Source organism: Kitasatospora sp. NPDC022785 (assembly GCF_055561295.1).
In genome coordinates this window covers 163147-180501 of record NZ_JBVHHB010000010.1, presented here as the reverse complement: position 1 = coordinate 180501, position 17355 = coordinate 163147, and the positions used below count along the sequence as shown (strand labels likewise).

6 protein-coding genes are annotated in these 17355 nt (G+C 74.8%); all 6 read right to left on the bottom strand.

The window, feature by feature from the left end:
* Window positions 1-206 precede the first annotated feature (206 nt).
* The 6 genes from ACZ3YO_RS18725 to ACZ3YO_RS18700 all read right to left on the bottom strand — a co-directional run bounded on the left by ACZ3YO_RS18725 (window position 207) and on the right by ACZ3YO_RS18700 (window position 17354).
* On the bottom strand, window positions 207-1466 hold the full coding sequence (locus tag ACZ3YO_RS18725) for an MFS transporter (protein ID WP_465570355.1): 1260 nt from the start codon (window positions 1464-1466) through the stop codon (window positions 207-209).
* A complete protein-coding gene (locus ACZ3YO_RS18720; RefSeq protein ID WP_465570354.1) occupies window positions 1463-2740 on the bottom strand; it encodes a cytochrome P450 in 1278 nt (425 codons plus the stop codon). The genes ACZ3YO_RS18725 and ACZ3YO_RS18720 overlap by 4 nt, the downstream gene beginning before the upstream one ends.
* The gene (locus tag ACZ3YO_RS18715) at window positions 2737-3495 is read right to left on the bottom strand and encodes a CatB-related O-acetyltransferase (RefSeq protein ID WP_465570352.1); all 759 of its coding nucleotides are present in this window, start codon (window positions 3493-3495) and stop codon (window positions 2737-2739) included. The genes ACZ3YO_RS18720 and ACZ3YO_RS18715 overlap by 4 nt, the downstream gene beginning before the upstream one ends.
* Window positions 3488-10720, bottom strand: a complete 7233-nt coding sequence (locus ACZ3YO_RS18710) for an amino acid adenylation domain-containing protein (RefSeq protein ID WP_465570351.1) — start codon at window positions 10718-10720, stop codon at window positions 3488-3490. Before ACZ3YO_RS18710 ends, ACZ3YO_RS18715 begins: the two co-directional genes overlap by 8 nt.
* Before the next feature lie 36 nt (window positions 10721-10756).
* Window positions 10757-10951 carry an MbtH family protein gene (locus ACZ3YO_RS18705; RefSeq protein ID WP_465570349.1) on the bottom strand — a complete coding sequence of 65 codons (195 nt, stop codon included), beginning with the start codon at window positions 10949-10951 and terminating at the stop codon, window positions 10757-10759.
* Window positions 10952-11018: 67 nt separating this feature from the next.
* Window positions 11019-17354, bottom strand: coding sequence for an amino acid adenylation domain-containing protein (locus ACZ3YO_RS18700; protein WP_465570347.1), 6336 nt, complete (start codon window positions 17352-17354; stop codon window positions 11019-11021).
* Window position 17355 lies beyond the last annotated feature (1 nt).

Here is a 17355-nt window from a genome sequence, read left to right as displayed (position 1 = left end):
TGTCCCCGAACCGGCCCCACCCCCGGATCCACGTCGGCGGTGTGGGGCACCCAGGTACAGCGGCACTGTCGCTGGAGGGCACGTCTCACCGAGATCCGGTCACGAGCCCGGAATTGCCGACTCACCGCCGAACCGGGGCGGAGCCGCACGCCGAGGCCCGGCCCCCGCCCCGCCGACGACGGCGGGACGGGGGCCGGCCGCCGGCCTCAGCGCTGAGCCGCGTGGCCGGAGTTGGCGGCGTCCCGGCCCGTCGGTTCGGCCGGCGCCGCGGTCACGAACGTCCGCTCGGTGAGTGCGACGGCCGGCCTCAGCACCGGCACGGCGGCACAGGCCACGGTGACCGCCGCCATCACGACCAGCAGCGTCCGGTAGTCGAACCGGTCGATGAGGACCGTGCCGGCGGCGATCGACAGCGACTGCGGGACCAGCACCAGCATCGTGCACACGGCGTTGACGCGGCCCTGGAGCCGGGACGGCGTGTGGAGCTGCGCCGCGGACGACAGCACCACCATGATCCACGTGATGGCGATCCCGTCCGCGACCTCGCCCGCGACGACGAACGCCAGGTGCGGCACGCAGTAGGCGAGCGCCGCCACGGTGAACGCGCCGATGCCGAGACCGGCGGTGCGCGCCATGCCGACCCGCCGGATCAGTGCGGAGACCGTGAGGCCGCCGACCACCGCGCCGACGCCCTGGACGGCGTTGAGCGCGCCGAGCGCCGAGGGCGGCCGGCCCAGCCCCTCGTCCACGACCGCGAACATGACGGTCTGGCTCAGGCCGATGACGCAGAACGCGCAGGCCGCGGCGTAGCCGATCTGGGCCAGCACCGGTGTGGCGCCGATGTGCCGGATGCCCGCGAGGGCGCTGCGGAGGAACGGCTCGTGGGACGGCTTCGGTCCGACCGACTCCTCGACCCGCAGGCCGGCGAGCGCCAGGATCGCGGCCAGGAAGGTCAGGGAGTTGAGCACGGCGAGCGTTCCGCCGCCGGCGGCCGCGTAGACCGCCACGCCGACCAGCGGGGCGATGATGCGCAGCCCCTGACCGGTCGTCTGGAGGATCGCGTTGGCGCCGGTCAGCTGGTCGTCGGGGAGGAGGTCCCGGCGGATTCCGGCCGATGCGGCGCCGAGGACGCCGAAGGCCACGCCGTAGCAGACCGCCACCAGGTAGATGATCCACAGCTGTTCGCCGCCGTGCACGGTGAGCAGGGACAGCACGGCCAGCGCCATGAGGGCGTTGGTGACCATGAGCAGCGGGCGCCGCCGCACCCGGTCGGCCAGGTGGCCGAAGAGCGGCGACAGCAGCATGGGCGCGCCGAGGGCGGCCTCCACCCCGCCGGCGGCGGCGTTGCTGCCGGTGAGGTCCTTGGCCCAGATGCCCAGGGTCAGGTACAGGGCGCTGCTGCCGAAGCCCGAGAGCGCCTGGCCGATGAGCAGGCGGCGGAACCGGGGGTCCGCGAGCGGCTTCACCGCCTCTCCCGGCCGTCACGGCGGTGCAGCAGGACCGGTGCGGACTCGTAGCCCCAGATGAGGTTGGAGTGCAGTCTGCGGGCTGGACCGGCCGGTTCGGCGCTTCCGGCCTGGGCGAGCAACTCGGAGAAAAGGACGCGGAGTTCGGTGCGGGCGAGGGCGCCGCCCAGGCAGAAGTGCGGGCCCACGCCGAAGGCGACGTGCGGGTTGGGCGTGCGCCGGACGTCGAAGCGCTCCGGCGCCTCGAAGACCGTCTCGTCCCGGTTCGCCGACGGCATCCAGACCGTCACCGGGTCGCCGGCCCTGATCGGCCGGCCGGCGATCTCGGTGTCCCGGGCGGCCGTGCGCAGCACGTGCATGGCCGGGCTGGTGAAGCGCAGGATCTCGTCGACGACGCCGTCCATCAGGTCGGGGGAGGAGGAGGCCAGCCGCCACTGGTCGGGGTTTGCGGCGAGGGCGAGGAGCCCGCCGACGGTGGCGTGCCGGGTGGTCTCGTTGCCGCCCGAGATGAGGCCGTCGCAGTTGAGGAAGATCTCCTCGTCGGTGAGCGGCACGCCGTCGACGAGGCCGTTCACCATGGCGCTGATGACGTCCTCGCCCGGTTCGTCGCGGCGGAAGTCGACGAGGTCGGCGTAGTAGGCGAGCATGGCGGCGTGTGCTTCGAGCCGGGCGATCGGGTCGACGTCGGAGGCACCGAAGGCGGCCCGGGTGGACTTCAGCATGAACCCCCAGTCACTCTTCGGCACGCCCAGCAGGTCGCAGATCACCGCCACCGGCAGGACGGCGGCGAAGTCGGTGAACTCGCAGGGTTCACCCGCCAGCACCGGCTCCAGCTCCTCGCGCACGATCGTCCGCATGTTCTCCTCCAGGCGGGCGACCGTGCGCGGAGTGAACGCCGAGCTGATGACCCGCCGGATCTTCCCGTGCCGGGGCGCGTCCGTGACGATGAGCATCTTCCCGGCGGCCTCGGCGGTGGCGGTCGGGTTGTGGCCGATCCGCATGCCCTGGGCGGAGGTGAAGGTCGCGGTGTCCTTGAGCACCCGCTGGACGTCGGCGTGCCGGGAGACGGCCCAGAAGCCGCTGCCGTCCGGGGAGTCGTTCCAGTGGACGGGGTGGTCGCGGCGGAGCCCGGCCCACACCGCCTCCGGGTCGCCGGCCCCGTACAGGGCCGGGTCCGCGAGGTCGACCGCCGGCGGGGCCCCGCGGCCCGTCTTCGAACCCCCGCCTGCGGCCGTGTGAAGACGGGCCCCAGGGCTTCCGGTTGTCTTCGTCATGATGCGCTCCCCTGGGTGGTGGCCGGCGCCGGGCCGAGCAGCTGCTCGGCCCGCGCGATGGACAGGATCTGTTCGGGCCGGCCGAGGACCAGCTCCGGGAGGTGCCGGGAGACGGCCGCCACCGGCCAGTCCCACCAGCGGGCCGTGAGCAGCCGCTCGACGTCCTCGGGGCCGTAGCGGGCGCGGATCACCCGGGCCGGGTTGCCGCCCACGATCCGGTAGGGCGCCACGTCGGAGGCGACCAGGGCGCCGGCGCCGATGATGGCGCCGTCGCCGATGGTCACCCCGGGCATGATCGTGGCGCCGCGGCCGATCCAGACGTCGTTGCCGATCCGGGTGTCGCCCTTGCGGCCCGGCCCCCGGGCGATCAGGTCGTCGATCAGGCCGTCGCGCCAGTCGCCCTCGAAGCTGAGGAACGGGTAGCCCGTCGGCCCGTCGAAGACGTGGTTCGCGCCGGCCATCACGAAGGTCACGCCCGCGGCGATGGAGCAGAAGCGGCCGATGAACAGCCGCTCGGTGCCGAACGCGTAGCGGACCCGGGCCTCCTCGAATCCGGCGGTGTCCTCGGAGGCGTCGTAGTAGGAGAAGTTCCCGGCGACGACCTTCCCGCCCGGTTCGAGCACCGGCCGGATGAAGACGAGGCGGTCGTCGCCGAGCGGACGCGGATCGCGGGGGTCCGGGATGTCCAGGTCGGGGTCGAGGTCCCGGTCGAGGCTGGGGTCGATGTCGAGGCCGGGCGTGCGGTGGTCAGTCACGGACGGCCTCCGTTCCGGCCTTCAGGGCGGTCGGGGCCTTCAGGGCGGCCGTCACCAGCGGCCCCGACTGCTCCATGACGAGGGGCGTCATCATCGCGTCGTGGTCGGAGTCCACCACGTGGTGCTCGGCCGCGGTGAGGTACGGCTGCCAGGCCTCCTCCGCGGAGCCCCGCTCGGCGACGGTCTTGGCGGCGGCGATGCTCAGGACCCGTCCGTGGTAGCCGTCCCGGTGCGGCGGCCCGAGGAGCGCGGCGACACCCTTGGCCGCGCGGACCAGGGCCCGGCTCTGGCGGGCGTCGAGGGCGCCGTCGGCGGTAGGGCCGGCGATCACCTCGCCGGTCACCCAGGCGGCGAAGTCGCCGTCCAGCTCCTCGGGCGTCACCGGCCGTTCGTACGGCCAGGCGTCGTAGAGGACGACCAGGTCGACCGCCCGCCCGGAGGCCTCCAGCAGGCGGGCGACCTCGTAGGACAGCACCCCACCCAGCGACCAGCCCATGAGGACGTACGGGCCGTCGGGGTGCGTCGCGGTGATCAGGTCCGCGTAGCGCCGGGCCAGCGCGTCGAGCGACTCCACCGGCTTGAAGCGGCCGTGGCTCTCCGTCACCTGGATCCCGTAGACCGGCTGGTCGCGCTCCAGGTGGGGCAGGACGGAGCTGTAGCACCAGCTGAGCCCGCCGATGGGGTGGATGCAGAAGACCGGACGGCTGCTCGCCCGGCCGCGCCGGAGCTCGATGACGTTGGCGTACGGGTCGGCCGGGACCTCGTCCAGCCGGGACGCGAGACCCGCGGCGGTGGGCGCCTCGAACAGCGTCGCGATGCCGATCTCGGCGCCGAGCAGGGCGCGGATCCGGCCCATCAGCCGGGTCGCCAGCAGCGAGTGACCGCCCAGCTCGAAGAACGAGTCGTTCGGGCCGACCCGGTCCAGCCCGAGCTCCTGCGCGAAGAGCCGGACCAGGACGGCCACCCGCGGGTCGTCCGGGGCGTCCCCGTCGGCCGGGCCGGCCCCTGCGGGGCCGTTCGCCGAGGGCGCGGGCAGGGCCTTGCGGTCCAGCTTCCCGCTCGGCGTCAGCGGCAGGTGGTCGAGGACCACCACGTCACCGGGGACGAGGTACTCCGGCAGGTGCTCGGCCGCGTACCGCCGCAGCGCGGCGGGGTCCCGGTCGTCCTGCGGCTCCTGACCGGCCGTCAGGACGGCGTAGGCCACCAGCCGGACGTCCCCCGGGCGGTCCTCGCGGGCGATCACCGCGGCGTGGGCGACCTCCGGGTGGCCGGTGAGCACCGCCTCGACCTCGCCGGGCTCGACGCGGAAGCCCCTGATCTTGATCTGCTCGTCCGTCCGGCCGAGGAAGACCAGCTCGCCGTCCGCGGTCCATCGCACCAGGTCGCCGGTGCGGTACATCAGCTCGCCGGGCGCGCCGAAGGGGTTGGGCAGGAAGCGCTCCGCGGTCAGCGCGGGCCGGTTCAGGTAGCCGGTGGCCAGCCCGGCCCCCGCGAGGTACAGCTCCCCGGGCACGCCGGGCGGGACGGGGCGCTGCAGCGCGTCCAGCACGAACACCCTGGTGTTCGCCACCGGCCGGCCGATCGGGACGGCCTGCGGCACCCCGTCGACGGTGCGCATGGTCGCGCACACCGTGGACTCGGTGGGGCCGTAGGCGTTGACCACCTTCGCGAAGTGGCGGGCCGCGTCGAGGACGGCGGGCGTGCAGGCCTCGCCGGCGGTGATCAGCGTGACCCCGGCGACGTCCTCGTCGAACTCGGTGGCGAGGACCACGGCGGGCGGCAGGGTGGCGTGGGTGATGCCGTGGACGCGCAGGAAGTCCGCCAGGGCCGGGCCCGGGATCCGGTCGGACTCGGGAACGACGACCAGGCACCCGCCGGTCAGCAGCGCCATCCAGGTGTCCCAGACGGAGGCGTCGAAGCTCATCGAGGCGAACTGCAGCACCCGGCTGCGGCCGTCGACGCCGAGCGTCGCCGCCTGGGCGCGCACCATGCTGGGGATGCCGCGGTGGGAGACGGCCACGCCCTTCGGGCGGCCCGTCGACCCCGAGGTGTAGATGACGTACGCCGGGTGGGCGGGGAGCAGCGGTGCGGTGCGGTCCGCGTCGCCGGGCGCGGTGGCCGGCCGGTCCGCGACCGAGTGCCGCACGTGCTCGTCGTCCAGCGCCAGGACCGGGAGGCCGGGGCTCCCGGGCAGTCCGGCGGCCACCTCCCCGGTGCTGAGCACGCAGGCCGGGGCCGCGTCCCGGAGCATGAAGGCGACGCGGTCGGCGGGGTAGGACGGGTCGACCGGGAGGTAGGCCGCCCCGGCCTTCAGGACCGCGAGCAGGGCCACCACGATCTGCTCCGAGCGGGGCAGCGCGAGGGCCACCAGGCGGCCCGGCCCGATGCCGCGGGCGATCAGCTCGTGCGCCAGCCGGTTGGCGCGGGCGTCGAGTTCGCCGTAGGTCAGCTCGGTGCCGAGGTACCGTACCGCCGGGGCTGCGGGGGTGTGCGCGGCCCGGGCGGCGAAGAGCTCGGGCACCGTCCCCGCCGGCACCTCGGTGGTGGTGTCGTTCCAGTCCCGCAGGACCAGGTGCCGCTCCCGGGCGGAGAGCAGCTCCACCTCGCCGACCCGGCGGCCCGGATCGGCGGCCATCGCCTCCAGCACCAGCACCAGCCGGTCGGCGATGCCCTCGACGGTGGCGTGGTCGAACAGGTCGGCGTTGTACCCGATCGCGGCGACCAGGCCGGTGGCCGTCCCGGCTGCGTCGTCGCCACCCGGGCGCTCGCCGAACACGAAGGACAGGTCGAAGGCCGAGATCCCCATGCTCAGGTCGTGGGAGGCGACCGCCAGCCCCGGGAGGGCGAGCTCCGCGCTGATGCTGTTCAGCATGGAGACGCTCACCTGGAACAGCGGGTTGGCCCCGGGCACCCGGGCCGGGTTGAGCGCCTCGACCAGGGTCTCGAACGGGACGTCCTGGTGGGCGTAGGCGGCGAGGTCGGTCTCCCGGACCCGGCCGAGGAGTTCGGTGAAGGTCGGGTCGCCCGAGACGTCGGTGCGCAGCACCAGGGTGCTGGCGAAGAAGCCCACGAGGCCGTCCAGCACGGCGTCGGCGCGCCCGGAGGTGGCCGTGCCCAGCGGGATGTCCGGCCCGGCGCCGGAGCGGGACAGCACCACGGCCACCGCGGCCTGCAGCGCCATGAACACGGTGCAGTCGTGGGCCCGCGCGGCGGCGGCCAGGGCGGCGTGCAGGGCCGGGCCGACCTCGATCGCGACCTCCCCGCCGCGCAGGCTGACCGTGCCCGGCCGCGGCCGGTCGAAGGGCAGCGCGAGCTGGTCGGGGATGCCGGCCAGGGCCTGGCGCCAGTACTCGGTCTGCTGGGAGAGCCGGCTCGCCGGGTCGTCCTCGGCGCCGAGCAGGTCCCGCTGCCACAGCGTGAAGTCGGCGTACTGGACGGGCAGCGGCGGCCAGGCCGGTGCCGTGCCGGTGCGGCGCGCCGCGTACGCCTCGGCGAGGTCGTCGAGCAGCGGCTCCAGCGACCAGCCGTCGCAGGCCACGTGGTGGACGACCAGCAGGAGGACGTGCTCGTCCGGGGCGAGGCGGAAGAGGCGGGCGCGCAGGGCGGGTTCGGTGGTGAGCCGGAAGACCCTGTTGCTCTCCTCGGCGAGCTCGGCCTCCAGCGCGTCCGGCGTGGTGTCGGTGACGGTCAGGTCCGTCCGGGCCTCACGGCCGGTCAGGACCTGCTGCCAGGGGCGGCCGTCCTCGGTGGGCAGGACGGTGCGCAGCGACTCGTGCCGGTCGACGACGTCGGCCAGGGCCGCGTTCAGCGCCTCGACGTCCAGGGCGCCCGACAGACGCGCCGCGTACGGGATGTTGTAGGCCGCCCCGCCGTCGAGCTCGTTGAGGAACCACAGGCGGCGCTGGGCGAAGGACAGCGGCGGGCGCTCCGGGCGTACCGCGGGGCGCACGGCCGTGCGGGCCCGCTGCCCGAGGGCGACGGTCGCGGCCAGGCCGGCCGGGGTCGGCTCCTCGAACACCGCCCGGATGGACAGTTCCACGCCGAGGGCGGAGCGGATCCGGTCCACCAGCCGGATGACCAGCAGCGAGTGTCCGCCGAGCTCGAAGAAGGCGTCCTCGACCCCGACCCGCTCCAGCTCCAGGACTTCGGCGAACAGCCCGCACAGGGCCTCTTCGGTCGCGTTCGCGGGTTCGCGGCCGGCGGACCGGGCGGAGAGCTCCGGTGCGGGCAGGGCGGCGCGGTCGATCTTCCCGTTCCGGGTCAGCGGCAGCGCGTCCAGGACGACGATCGCGGAGGGGACCATGTAGGCGGGCAGGTGGCCGGTGGCGAAGTCGCGCAGTGAGCGGGAGTCCGTCCCGTCGGGGCAGGCGGCGTAGGCGACCAGTCGGGGGTCGCCGGGGGTGGACTCGTGGACGACCACGGTGACGCCCTGGACGGACGGGTGCCGGGCGATCGCGGCCTCGATCTCGCCGAGTTCGATGCGGAAGCCGCGGATCTTGACCTGGTCGTCGGTACGGCCGCAGTACTCCAGTTCGCCGGCGGTGTTCCAGCGGCCCAGGTCGCCGGTCCGGTAGAGCCGGCCGCCGGGTTCGGTGGCGAAGGGGTCCGGGAGGTAGCGTTCGGCGGTCAGGCCCGGGCGTCCGAGGTAGCCGCGGGCCACGCCGGGACCGCCGACGTGGATCTCGCCGACGACCCCGGTGGGCGCCGGCTCGCCGCGGGAGTCCAGGACGACCAGCCGCCAGCCCGGGATGGTCCCGTCGATGGGGGAGACGTTCCCCTCGGCCGCGGCGGCGGGCCCGGTCCCGACGGGGGCCATCACCCGCCAGGTCGTGAGGACCGTGTTCTCGGTGGCGCCGTAGGCGTTCACCAGCCGGGTGGCGTCCGCGGGGTGCCGGCGCTGCCACTTGCCGACGGTCGCGAGGTCGAGCGCCTCGCCGCCGAGCACGACCAGCCGCAGCCGCAGCGCGTCCAGCGGGTGCCGCTCCTCCCGGGCCACGAACTGCCGGAAGGCGGACGGTGTCTGGCTCAGGACGGTGACCCCTTCGCGGGCGAGCAGTCCGTGCAACGCGTCCGGGTCCATCCCCGCCTCGCGGGGGACGACGACCAGGTGGCCGCCGAAGGCCAGCGCGCCCCAGATCTCCCAGACCGAGAAGTCGAAGGCGAGCGAGTGGAACAGTGTCCACACGTCGGTGTCCGACACGTCCGAGAGGATCTGCGTGGAGGCCAGGAACACGGCGAGGTTGCCGTGGGTGACCTCGACGCCCTTGGGCCGGCCGGTGGAGCCCGAGGTGTAGATGACGTAGGCGAGTTCGGCCGGTCCGGGCCGTACGGGCGCCGGGCCGGCGGCGTCGGTCGTCCGGGTGGCGTCGAGGGTGCGCCACGGCCCGTCCGGGACGCGGCCACCGGTACCGGGGTCGGTGAGGACGATAGGCACCCGGGCGTCGTCGAGGATGAACTCGAGGCGGGCCGGCGGGTAGTCGGGGTCGACGGGGACGTAGGCGGCGCCGAGCCGCAGGACGGCGAGCACGGCGGCGACCATGTCGACGGAGCGGCTGAGGCAGAGCCCGACGCGGTCGCCCCGCCGGACGCCCTCCTCGGCCAGCAGTGCGGCGATCCGGCCGGCGCGCTCGTCGAGTTGACGGTAGGACAGCCGGGTGCCGGAGCCGTCGGTGACGGCGGTGTGGTCGCCGACCGCCGCGACCTGGGCCGCGAACCGCTCGACGGCAGACGGCCGCACCTCGGGCAGCACGCCCTCGGGCCCGTTGCCCAGGCCGAGCAGCCACTGCCGCTCGGCCCCGTCCATCACCGGGAGTTCGCCGAGCGGCCGCTCCGGCTCGGCCAGCGCCCCGGCGAGCAGCAGCTGCCAGCGGCGGGCCAGGGCCTCGACCGTGGCCCGGTCGAACAGGTCCTCGGCGTACTCCAGCACGCCGCTCAGGCCGGCCGGCTGCCCGTCCTCACGGTGTTCGGTCAGACCGAGGCTGAGGTCGAACTTGGCCGCACCGGCCGCGAACGGCTCCTCGGTGACCGTCAGACCGGGCAGGACCAGACCGCCGTCCCCGTCGGCCTCCAGCGAGAAGCTCACCTGGAAGAGGGGGTTGCCGGCCGCCGTGCGGACGGGGTTGACGGCCTCGACCACCCGGTCGAAGGGGACGTCCTGGTGGGCGAAGGCCGTCAGGGCCGTGCGCCGCACCCGCTTCAGGAGGTCGCCGAAGGTCGGGTCGCCCGAGCAGTCGACCCGGAACACCAGGGTGTTGACGAAGAAGCCGACGAGTTCCTGGAGGTCCTCGTCCGTCCGGCCGTCCACCGGCGCGCCGATCGGGATGTCGGTGCCCGCCCCCAGCCGGCTCAGCAGAGCCGCGAACGCCGCCTGCAGTGCCACGAACGGGGTGACCCGGTGCTCGCGGGCCAGCCGCGCCAGCGCCCGGTGGGTGTCGGCGTCGACCTCGAACCGCACCGTCCCGGCCGGCGAGGGGCCCGCCGCCGGCGGCCGCGACCGGTCCCGGGGGAGCGGAAGCTCCTGCGGGGCGCCACGCAATTCCTCGCGCCAGTGGTCGAGTTGCCGGGCAAGGAGGCTCTGCGGGTCGTCCTCCGCGCCGAGCGCCGAGCGCTGGCGCAGCGCGTGCTCCGGGTACTCCAGAGGCAGGGCGGGCCAGACCGGCTCGGAGCCGGCCCGGCGGGCGGCGTAGGCCGTGCCGAGGTCACGCTCCACGAGCCCGAGCGACCAGCCGTCCGCGGCGATGTGGTGGAGCACCAGCACCAGCACGTGCTCCGTCGGTCCGGTAGCGAACAGCCAGGCCCGCACCGGGAGTTCGGAGGTCAAGTCGAACTCGTGCCGGCAGGCCAGGTCGACCGGGCCCGCCAGCTCCCCGGCGGCGCACTCGGCGAACTCCACGGTGAACCGCCCGGCGACCTCGCCGGGGGCCACGACCTGCTGCCACGGCTCCCCGGCGGTCTCCGGGAACACCGTCCGCAGCGCCGCGTGGCGGCGTACGACATCGCCGAGCGCCGCCGTGAGCGCCGTCCGGTCGAGGGGCCCGGAGATCCGGACCACCCGGGGCATGTTGTACCCGGCCCGGAACTCCCCGAGCCTGGAAAGGAACCACAGCCGCTGCTGCGCCAGGGACAGCGGCAGCCGGCCGGTACCCGCCGCGGCGGGTGTGTCCGGCGAGAAAGGTGCCGGGACGGGAGCCGACCCGTCTTCCCGGGCGTCCAGACCGTGTGACATCAGATGTACCTCCAACTCCGTCCCGAACGACCGTGATCAGGTGCTGCGCAGGCTCTTGGGCCGCATGTCGGTCCAGTTCCGCTCGATCCACTCCAGGCAGTCCGGCTTCTTGCCCCGGGCGCCGGCGTCCCGCCAGCCGGCCGGGTTCTCCCGGGCCTCGGGCCAGATCGAGTACTGCTCCTCGTCGTTCACCACGACCTTGTAGTCCAGGTCGAGTTCGTCGTTGGACATGGCAACCTCCACGGCGCAATGGGTTGGGATGACAAGTAGTGTTTCTTACAAGGATCTTGAGGAAGCGTCAGACGGAGAGGCGGTGCGCGAGTTCCGCGACCGTGGGGTGGAGCTGGACGTCGACCGGCTTGAGCGGGAGGCCGAGTTCGCGCTTGATCCGGAAGGCGATCTGCACGGCCCGGATGGAGTCGCCGCCGAGGTCGAAGAAGTCGTCCTCCGCGCCGACGCGCTCCACCTGGAGGATCTCCGCCCACACCCGGGCCAGGGCCTCCTCCAGCGGGGTCCGCGGCGCCACGTGCCCGGCCGGGTCGGCAGCGGAGCGGACGGGCGCCGGCAGCGCGGCGCGGTCCACCTTGCCGCTCGGCGACAGCGGCAGCGCGTCCAGCACCACCACCGCCGAGGGCACCATGTACGCCGGCAGCCGGCGGCCCAGCCAGGCGCGCACCTCGTCGGCCGAGACCGGGGCGGAGGCGGCCGGGACGACGTACCCCACCAGCCGGCGCTCCGCGCCCTCGCCGAGCGCGGTGGCGGCGCCGGCGGCGACCCCGGGGTGCGCCCGCAGGTGCGACTCGACCTCGCCGAGCTCGATCCGCAGGCCGCGGATCTTCACCTGGTCGTCGGTGCGCCCCAGGTACTCGAGTGGGCCGGCCGCCGTCCGGCGGGCGACGTCGCCGGTCCGGTAGAGGCGTGCCCCGGGCACCTCGCCGAACGGGTCGGGGACGAAGCGCTCGGCGGTCAGGCCCGGCCGTCCCAGGTACCCGCGGGCCACGCCGGCACCGCTGACGCAGAGCTCCCCGCGGGCCCCGGGCGGCACCGGCCGTCCGGTCCCGTCCAGGACGTGGGCGACGGCGCCGGGGACGGCCCGGCCGATCAGGACGTCGCCGTCCGCGGCGCATTGGTGGGCGGTCGCGTAGACGGTGGCCTCGGTCGGGCCGTAGGCGTTGACCAGCTCGGCCACCGCGGCCCAGCGCGCGGCCAGTGGCGCCGGCAGCGCCTCGCCGGCGACGACGACCCGGCGCAGCGCGGGCAGGTCGCCGGGCTCCAGGCCGGCCAGGACGCTCGGCGGCATCGAGATGACGGTCGGCCGGTGCGCGCGGATCGCCGCGACCAGCCCCTCGCCGATGCGGTCGGCCCCGCCGGGGGAGACGACGAAGGTGGCGCCGGTGGTGACGGCGGACACGAGGTCCGCGACGGACACGTCGAAGCTCAGCGACGCGAACTGGAGGAGCCGGTCGTCGGGGCGCAGGGCCATGACCTCGTCCGTGACGGCCACCAGGTTGTCCAGCGACCGCCACTCGACCTCGACCCCCTTGGGCGTGCCGGTGGAGCCCGAGGTGTAGATGACGTAGGCGAGTTCGGCGGCCTCCGGGCGGACGGGCCCGGTGTGGGCGGCGTCCGTCGCCCCGGTGGTCTCGACGGTGCGCCAGGGGCCGTCCGGGATGCGGCCGGCGGTGTCGGGGTCGGTGAGGACGAGCGGGACGTCCGCGTCCTTGAGGACGAACTCGATCCGCCCCGCGGGGTAGTCGGGGTCGAGCGGGACGTAGGCGGCGCCGAGCCGCCACACGGCGAGGACGGCGGCGACCATGTCGACGGTGCGGCCGAGGCAGAGCCCGGCGCGGTCGCCGCGTCCCACTCCGGCCCCGGCGAGCAGGGCGGCGAGTTGGGCCGCGCGTGCGTCGAGTCCGCGGTAGGTCAGCCGGCCGCCCGCCGCGTCGGCGACGGCGAGGCCGTCACCGTTCGCGGCCACCTGCGCCGCGAACCGCTCCAGGACGCCCTGCGGCGCGACGGCCCCGGTGCGCGGCCCGGCCGGGGCCGCGACCGGTCCGGTCAGTTCGCCCGCCCGGTCGGTGCGCTCGCCGGTCAGCTCGCCCGCCGGGCCGGTGAGCCCGCCGGTCAGGTCGCCGAGCTCGCCCTCCGGGTCGGTGACCAGCGACTCGACGGCCCGGACGTGCTGTTCGGCGATCTCGTCGACCTGGGCCGGGCTCAGCAGGCCGGCGTCGTAGTCGATGCACAGCTGCAGGCCGTCCGTCAGCGGGTTGCGGAAGAACGTGACGGTGAGCGGGACGTCGGCCGGCTCCACCCGGCGGCTGGCGGTCAGTTCGCCCAGGCCGCCGAGCAGGTCCGCGTGTGCGCCGTCGCCCATGGTGTCGCGCATGACGTGGAAGTTGTTGAACGTGAAGTTCGTCGTGAACAGGTCGCGCCCGCCGGCGAGCTGCCGGATCCGGGCCAGCGGCATCCGGCGGTGGGGGAGGATCCTGGCCTCCGCCTCGAAGACCCGGCGGACCAGGTCGGACCGGCGCCCGCCGCCCACCGCGAGCCGGAACGGCACGGTGTTGAGGAACAGCCCGCGGGCCTCCGTCCCGCCGGTCTCCTCCAGCCGGCCGTTGAGCGTGACCCCGCAGCAGACGTCGTCGAGGCCGGTCTGCGCCGCGATCACCTGGAGGTGCGCCGCGAGCAGGACGGTCTTCTCCGGCACGCCGAGGCGCTTGGCGAGCGCCCCGACCCGCGGGCCCAGGCCGGCCGGGAGGTGCGCGTCGCGCCAGCCGTACGCGCCGACCACGCCGCTGGCGCCGTCGCCGCGCAGTTCCCGGTCGGCGGGCCGGGGCGCCGGCCCGGCGAGCGCCGGGAGCTCCGGCAGGGTGTGCCCGGCGAGCGTCTCGGACCAGAACCGCCGGGCCTCGGGCGAGGCCGAGGCCTGCTGCTCCAGGGCGACGAAGTCGCGGTAGGCCGAGGCCGGGGGCGGGAGTTGCGCCAGGCCCTCGCCGTCCAGGAGCCGGGTGTAGTGCAGGAGGATCTCGGTGATCGTCGACCACAGGCTCCAGCCGTCGAGGATGGAGTGGTGCTCGACCAGCGTCCACTGGAAGCTGTCGTCGGTGAGCACCTGGACGGCGAAGCGCAGCAGCGGCGGCCGTTCCAGGTCGAACGGGCGGCGCTCCCGCTCCATCAGCTCGTCGACGGCCCGGTCCTGCTCCGCCGGCGCCAGCGCCCGCAGGTCCTCGACGAGGATCGGTGGGTCGGCCTGGCGGTGGACGAGTTGCAGCGGTTCGCCGTAGCTCGTCAGGTCGAATCCGGTCCGCAGCACGGGGTGCCGGGCGACCACGGCCCGGACGGAGCGGCGGAACGCCTCCTCGTCGAACCGGTACGGCAGGCGGTAGCTCGCGGCGTTGACGTAGGGGAGTACCTGGAGGTCGGACGCCATGTGGTAGATCATCCCGACCTGCAGCGCCGTCATGGGGTAGGCGTCGTCGAGCTCGGACTCGGGGCCGTCGCCGATCCGGGCCCGGTCGGCGGCGGAGAGGAGCTCGAACGGCTCGGTGCGCGCGCGGTCGCAGGCCGTGTCGGCGGCGGCGGCGAGGTCGGCGAGGGTGCGGTGCTCGTAGATCTGGGCGACGGCGATGCCGAGCCCGCGCCCGCGGGCGACCGCGGCCACCTGCACCGCGCGGATGGAGTCGCCGCCGAGGTCGAAGAAGCCGTCGTTCGTGCCGACCTTCTCGACCTGGAGGATCTCGGCCCAGATCCCGGAGAGGATCTCCTCGGCCGGGGTGCGCGGCGCCACGTATGCGGTGGCGTCGCCGGAGAACTCCGGTGCGGGCAGGGCGGCGTGGTCGGTCTTCCCGTTCCGGGTCAGCGGGAGGGCCTCCAGGGTCACGATCGCGGAGGGGACCATGTAGGCGGGCAGGTGGACGGCGGCGAAGTCGCGCAGCTCGCGGGAGTCCGCCCCGTCGGGGCAGGCCGCGTAGGCGACGAGCCGGCGGTCGCCGGGGGTGTCCTCGCGGACGACCACGGTGACGCCCCGGACGGACGGGTGCCGGCCGATCGCGGCCGCCACCTCGCCGAGTTCGATCCGGAAGCCGCGGATCTTCACCTGGTCGTCGTTGCGGCCGAGGTACTCGAGTTCGCCGGTGGCGGTCCAGCGGGCGAGGTCGCCGCTGCGGTACAGGCGGGCGCCGGGCACGTCGGTGAACGGGTCGGGGACGAAGCGCTGGGCGGTGAGGCCGGGGCGTCCGAGGTAGCCCCGGGCCACGGCATCGCCGCCGACGTACAGTTCGCCCTGCACGCCGACCGGCACCGGCTCGCCGTGGCCGTCCAGGACGAGCGCCCGGTAGCCCGGGAGGGCCCGGCCGATCGGGCTGCTGCTGGCGCCGGTCCGCTTCTCGTCCAGGACCTGCCAGGTGACGTGGACGGTGGTCTCGGTGATGCCGTACATGTTGACGAGGACGGGGCTGTCGGGCGTGTGCCGGCGCCACCAGGTGCGGACCGAGGAAAGGTCGAGCGCCTCGCCGCCGAACACGACCAGGCGCAGGGCCAGTTCGCCCCGCGGCCGGCGTTCCTCCTCGGCCACGAGCTGGCGGAACGCGGAGGGCGTCTGGTTCAGGACGGTGACGCGCTCGCGGACCAGCAGGTCGAGGAAGGCCGCGGGGTCGCGCGTCACGTCGCGCGGGACGACCACCACGCGCCCGCCGTGGGCGAGGGCACCCCAGATCTCCCAGACCGAGAAGTCGAAGGCGAAGGAGTGGAACAGTGACCAGACGTCGGTGTCACGGAGGCCGACGGTCTCCTCGCCGGCGTCCAGCAGCGCGGCGAGGTTGCCGTGGGTGACCTCGACGCCCTTCGGCCTGCCGGTGGAGCCCGAGGTGTAGATGACGTAGGCGGGTTCGCCGGCCTCCGGGCCGACGGATCCGGTGTGGACTGCGTCCGTCGCCTGGGAGGTGACGAGCGTGCGCCAGGGGCCGGCCGGGACGCTCCCGGCGGTGTCGGGGTCGGCGAGGACGAGCGGGACCCGGGCGTCGCCGAGGACGTACGCGATCCGGTCCGTGGGGTTGTCGGGGTCGACGGGGACGTAGGCGGCGCCGAGCCGCCAGGCGGCGAGGACGGCGGCGGCCATGTCGGCGGTGCGGCCGAGGCACAGCCCGATGCGGTCGCCGCGGCCCACTCCGGCCCCGGCGAGCAGGGCGGCGAGCCGGGCCGAACGCTCGTCGAGCCCGCGGTAGGTCAGCTGCGCACCGGTGCCGTCGGTGACCGCGACGCGGTCACCGGCCGCCGCCACCTGCGCGGCGAACCGCTCCATCGCGGACGACCGCACCCGCGGTTCCGGTGCCGTCCCGACGAGCTCCGCCCGCTCCTCGGCCGACAGCAGTCCGGCCCGCGCCACGCGTGCGTCCGGCTCGGCCAGGAGAGTCCCGAGCAGCCGGCACCAGTGCCCCGCCAGGCGCCCGACCAGCTCCGCGTCGATCAGCTCGGTCCGGTGCTCGACCTCGATCTCGATCCGCTCGCCGTCGTCGTTGACGTTCCAGGTGAGGTCGAACTTGGCGGACTCGGTGTTCACCGGGACGTGGGCGGTCTCCATACCCGGCATCCGCGGCGCCGCGTGCCCGTGGGCGTAGCCGAACAGGATCCGGAACAGCGGCGAGCCGTCCCGGTCGGTGCCGAGCCGCCGGGCGAGGTCCTCCAGGGCGACGTCCTGGTGCTCCAGGGCGTCGATGAACGCGTCCCGGGCGGTGCCGAGCAGCCCGGCGAAGTCGGTGTCCGGGTCGGCGGTGATCCGCAGCGGGACCACCTTGACCAGGCAGTCCACCAGCCGGTCCGTCCGCGGATCGTCCCGGCCTGCCAGCGACGTCCCGATGACGAGGTCCTGCTGCCCGCAGTAGCGGGTGAGCAGCGCGGCGAACCCGGCGAGGAGCGTCATGGCGGGGCTCACCCGGTGGGTCCGGCTGAACGTGCGGACGGCGGCGGAGAGGGAGTCCGGCAGGGTGAACCGGGACGTCGTGCCCCGGTTGGTGCGGGCCGTTGCCCGGCGTCCGGAGCCGGGCAGCTCCGTCGCCGCGGGGGCGTCGCGCAGCGTCCGCTCCCAGAAGGCGAGGTTCTCCTCGGCCGTGGCGGCGTCCACCGGCGGGAGCCCGGGCGCCGGCGGCAGCTCGTCGGGCACGGGCGCGGGGTCCGCGCCGGCCCGGTAGTGGGCGGCGAGCTCCTCCAGCAGGACGTTCACCGACCAGCCGTCGCTCACGAGGTGGTGGGACACCAGCAGCAGGAAGCACTCGTCCTCGGCGTACCGGATGACGGACACCCGCAGGAGGGCGTCGGTGGCGACGGCGAAGGGACGCGCGATCTCCTCGGCCATCGCTTGCCGGGCCGCCGCCTCGTCGGGCAGCCGGAGTTCGCGGACGGGGATGTCGGTATGGTCGAGGACGGTCCGGCGGGGGAGGCCGGCGACGGACGCGAACCTCGTCCGCAGCGCGGGGTGGCGGCGGACGAGCGCCTCGACGGCGTCCCGCAGCCCGTTCGGGGAGAGCTCGCCCCGCAGGTGGAGCGCGACCGGCACGTTGTAGACCGGCTGCCCCGGGTTGACCTGCTCGGCCAGCCAGATGCTCCGCTGCGTCGGCGAGACGGGTAGCGAGTGGGTCATG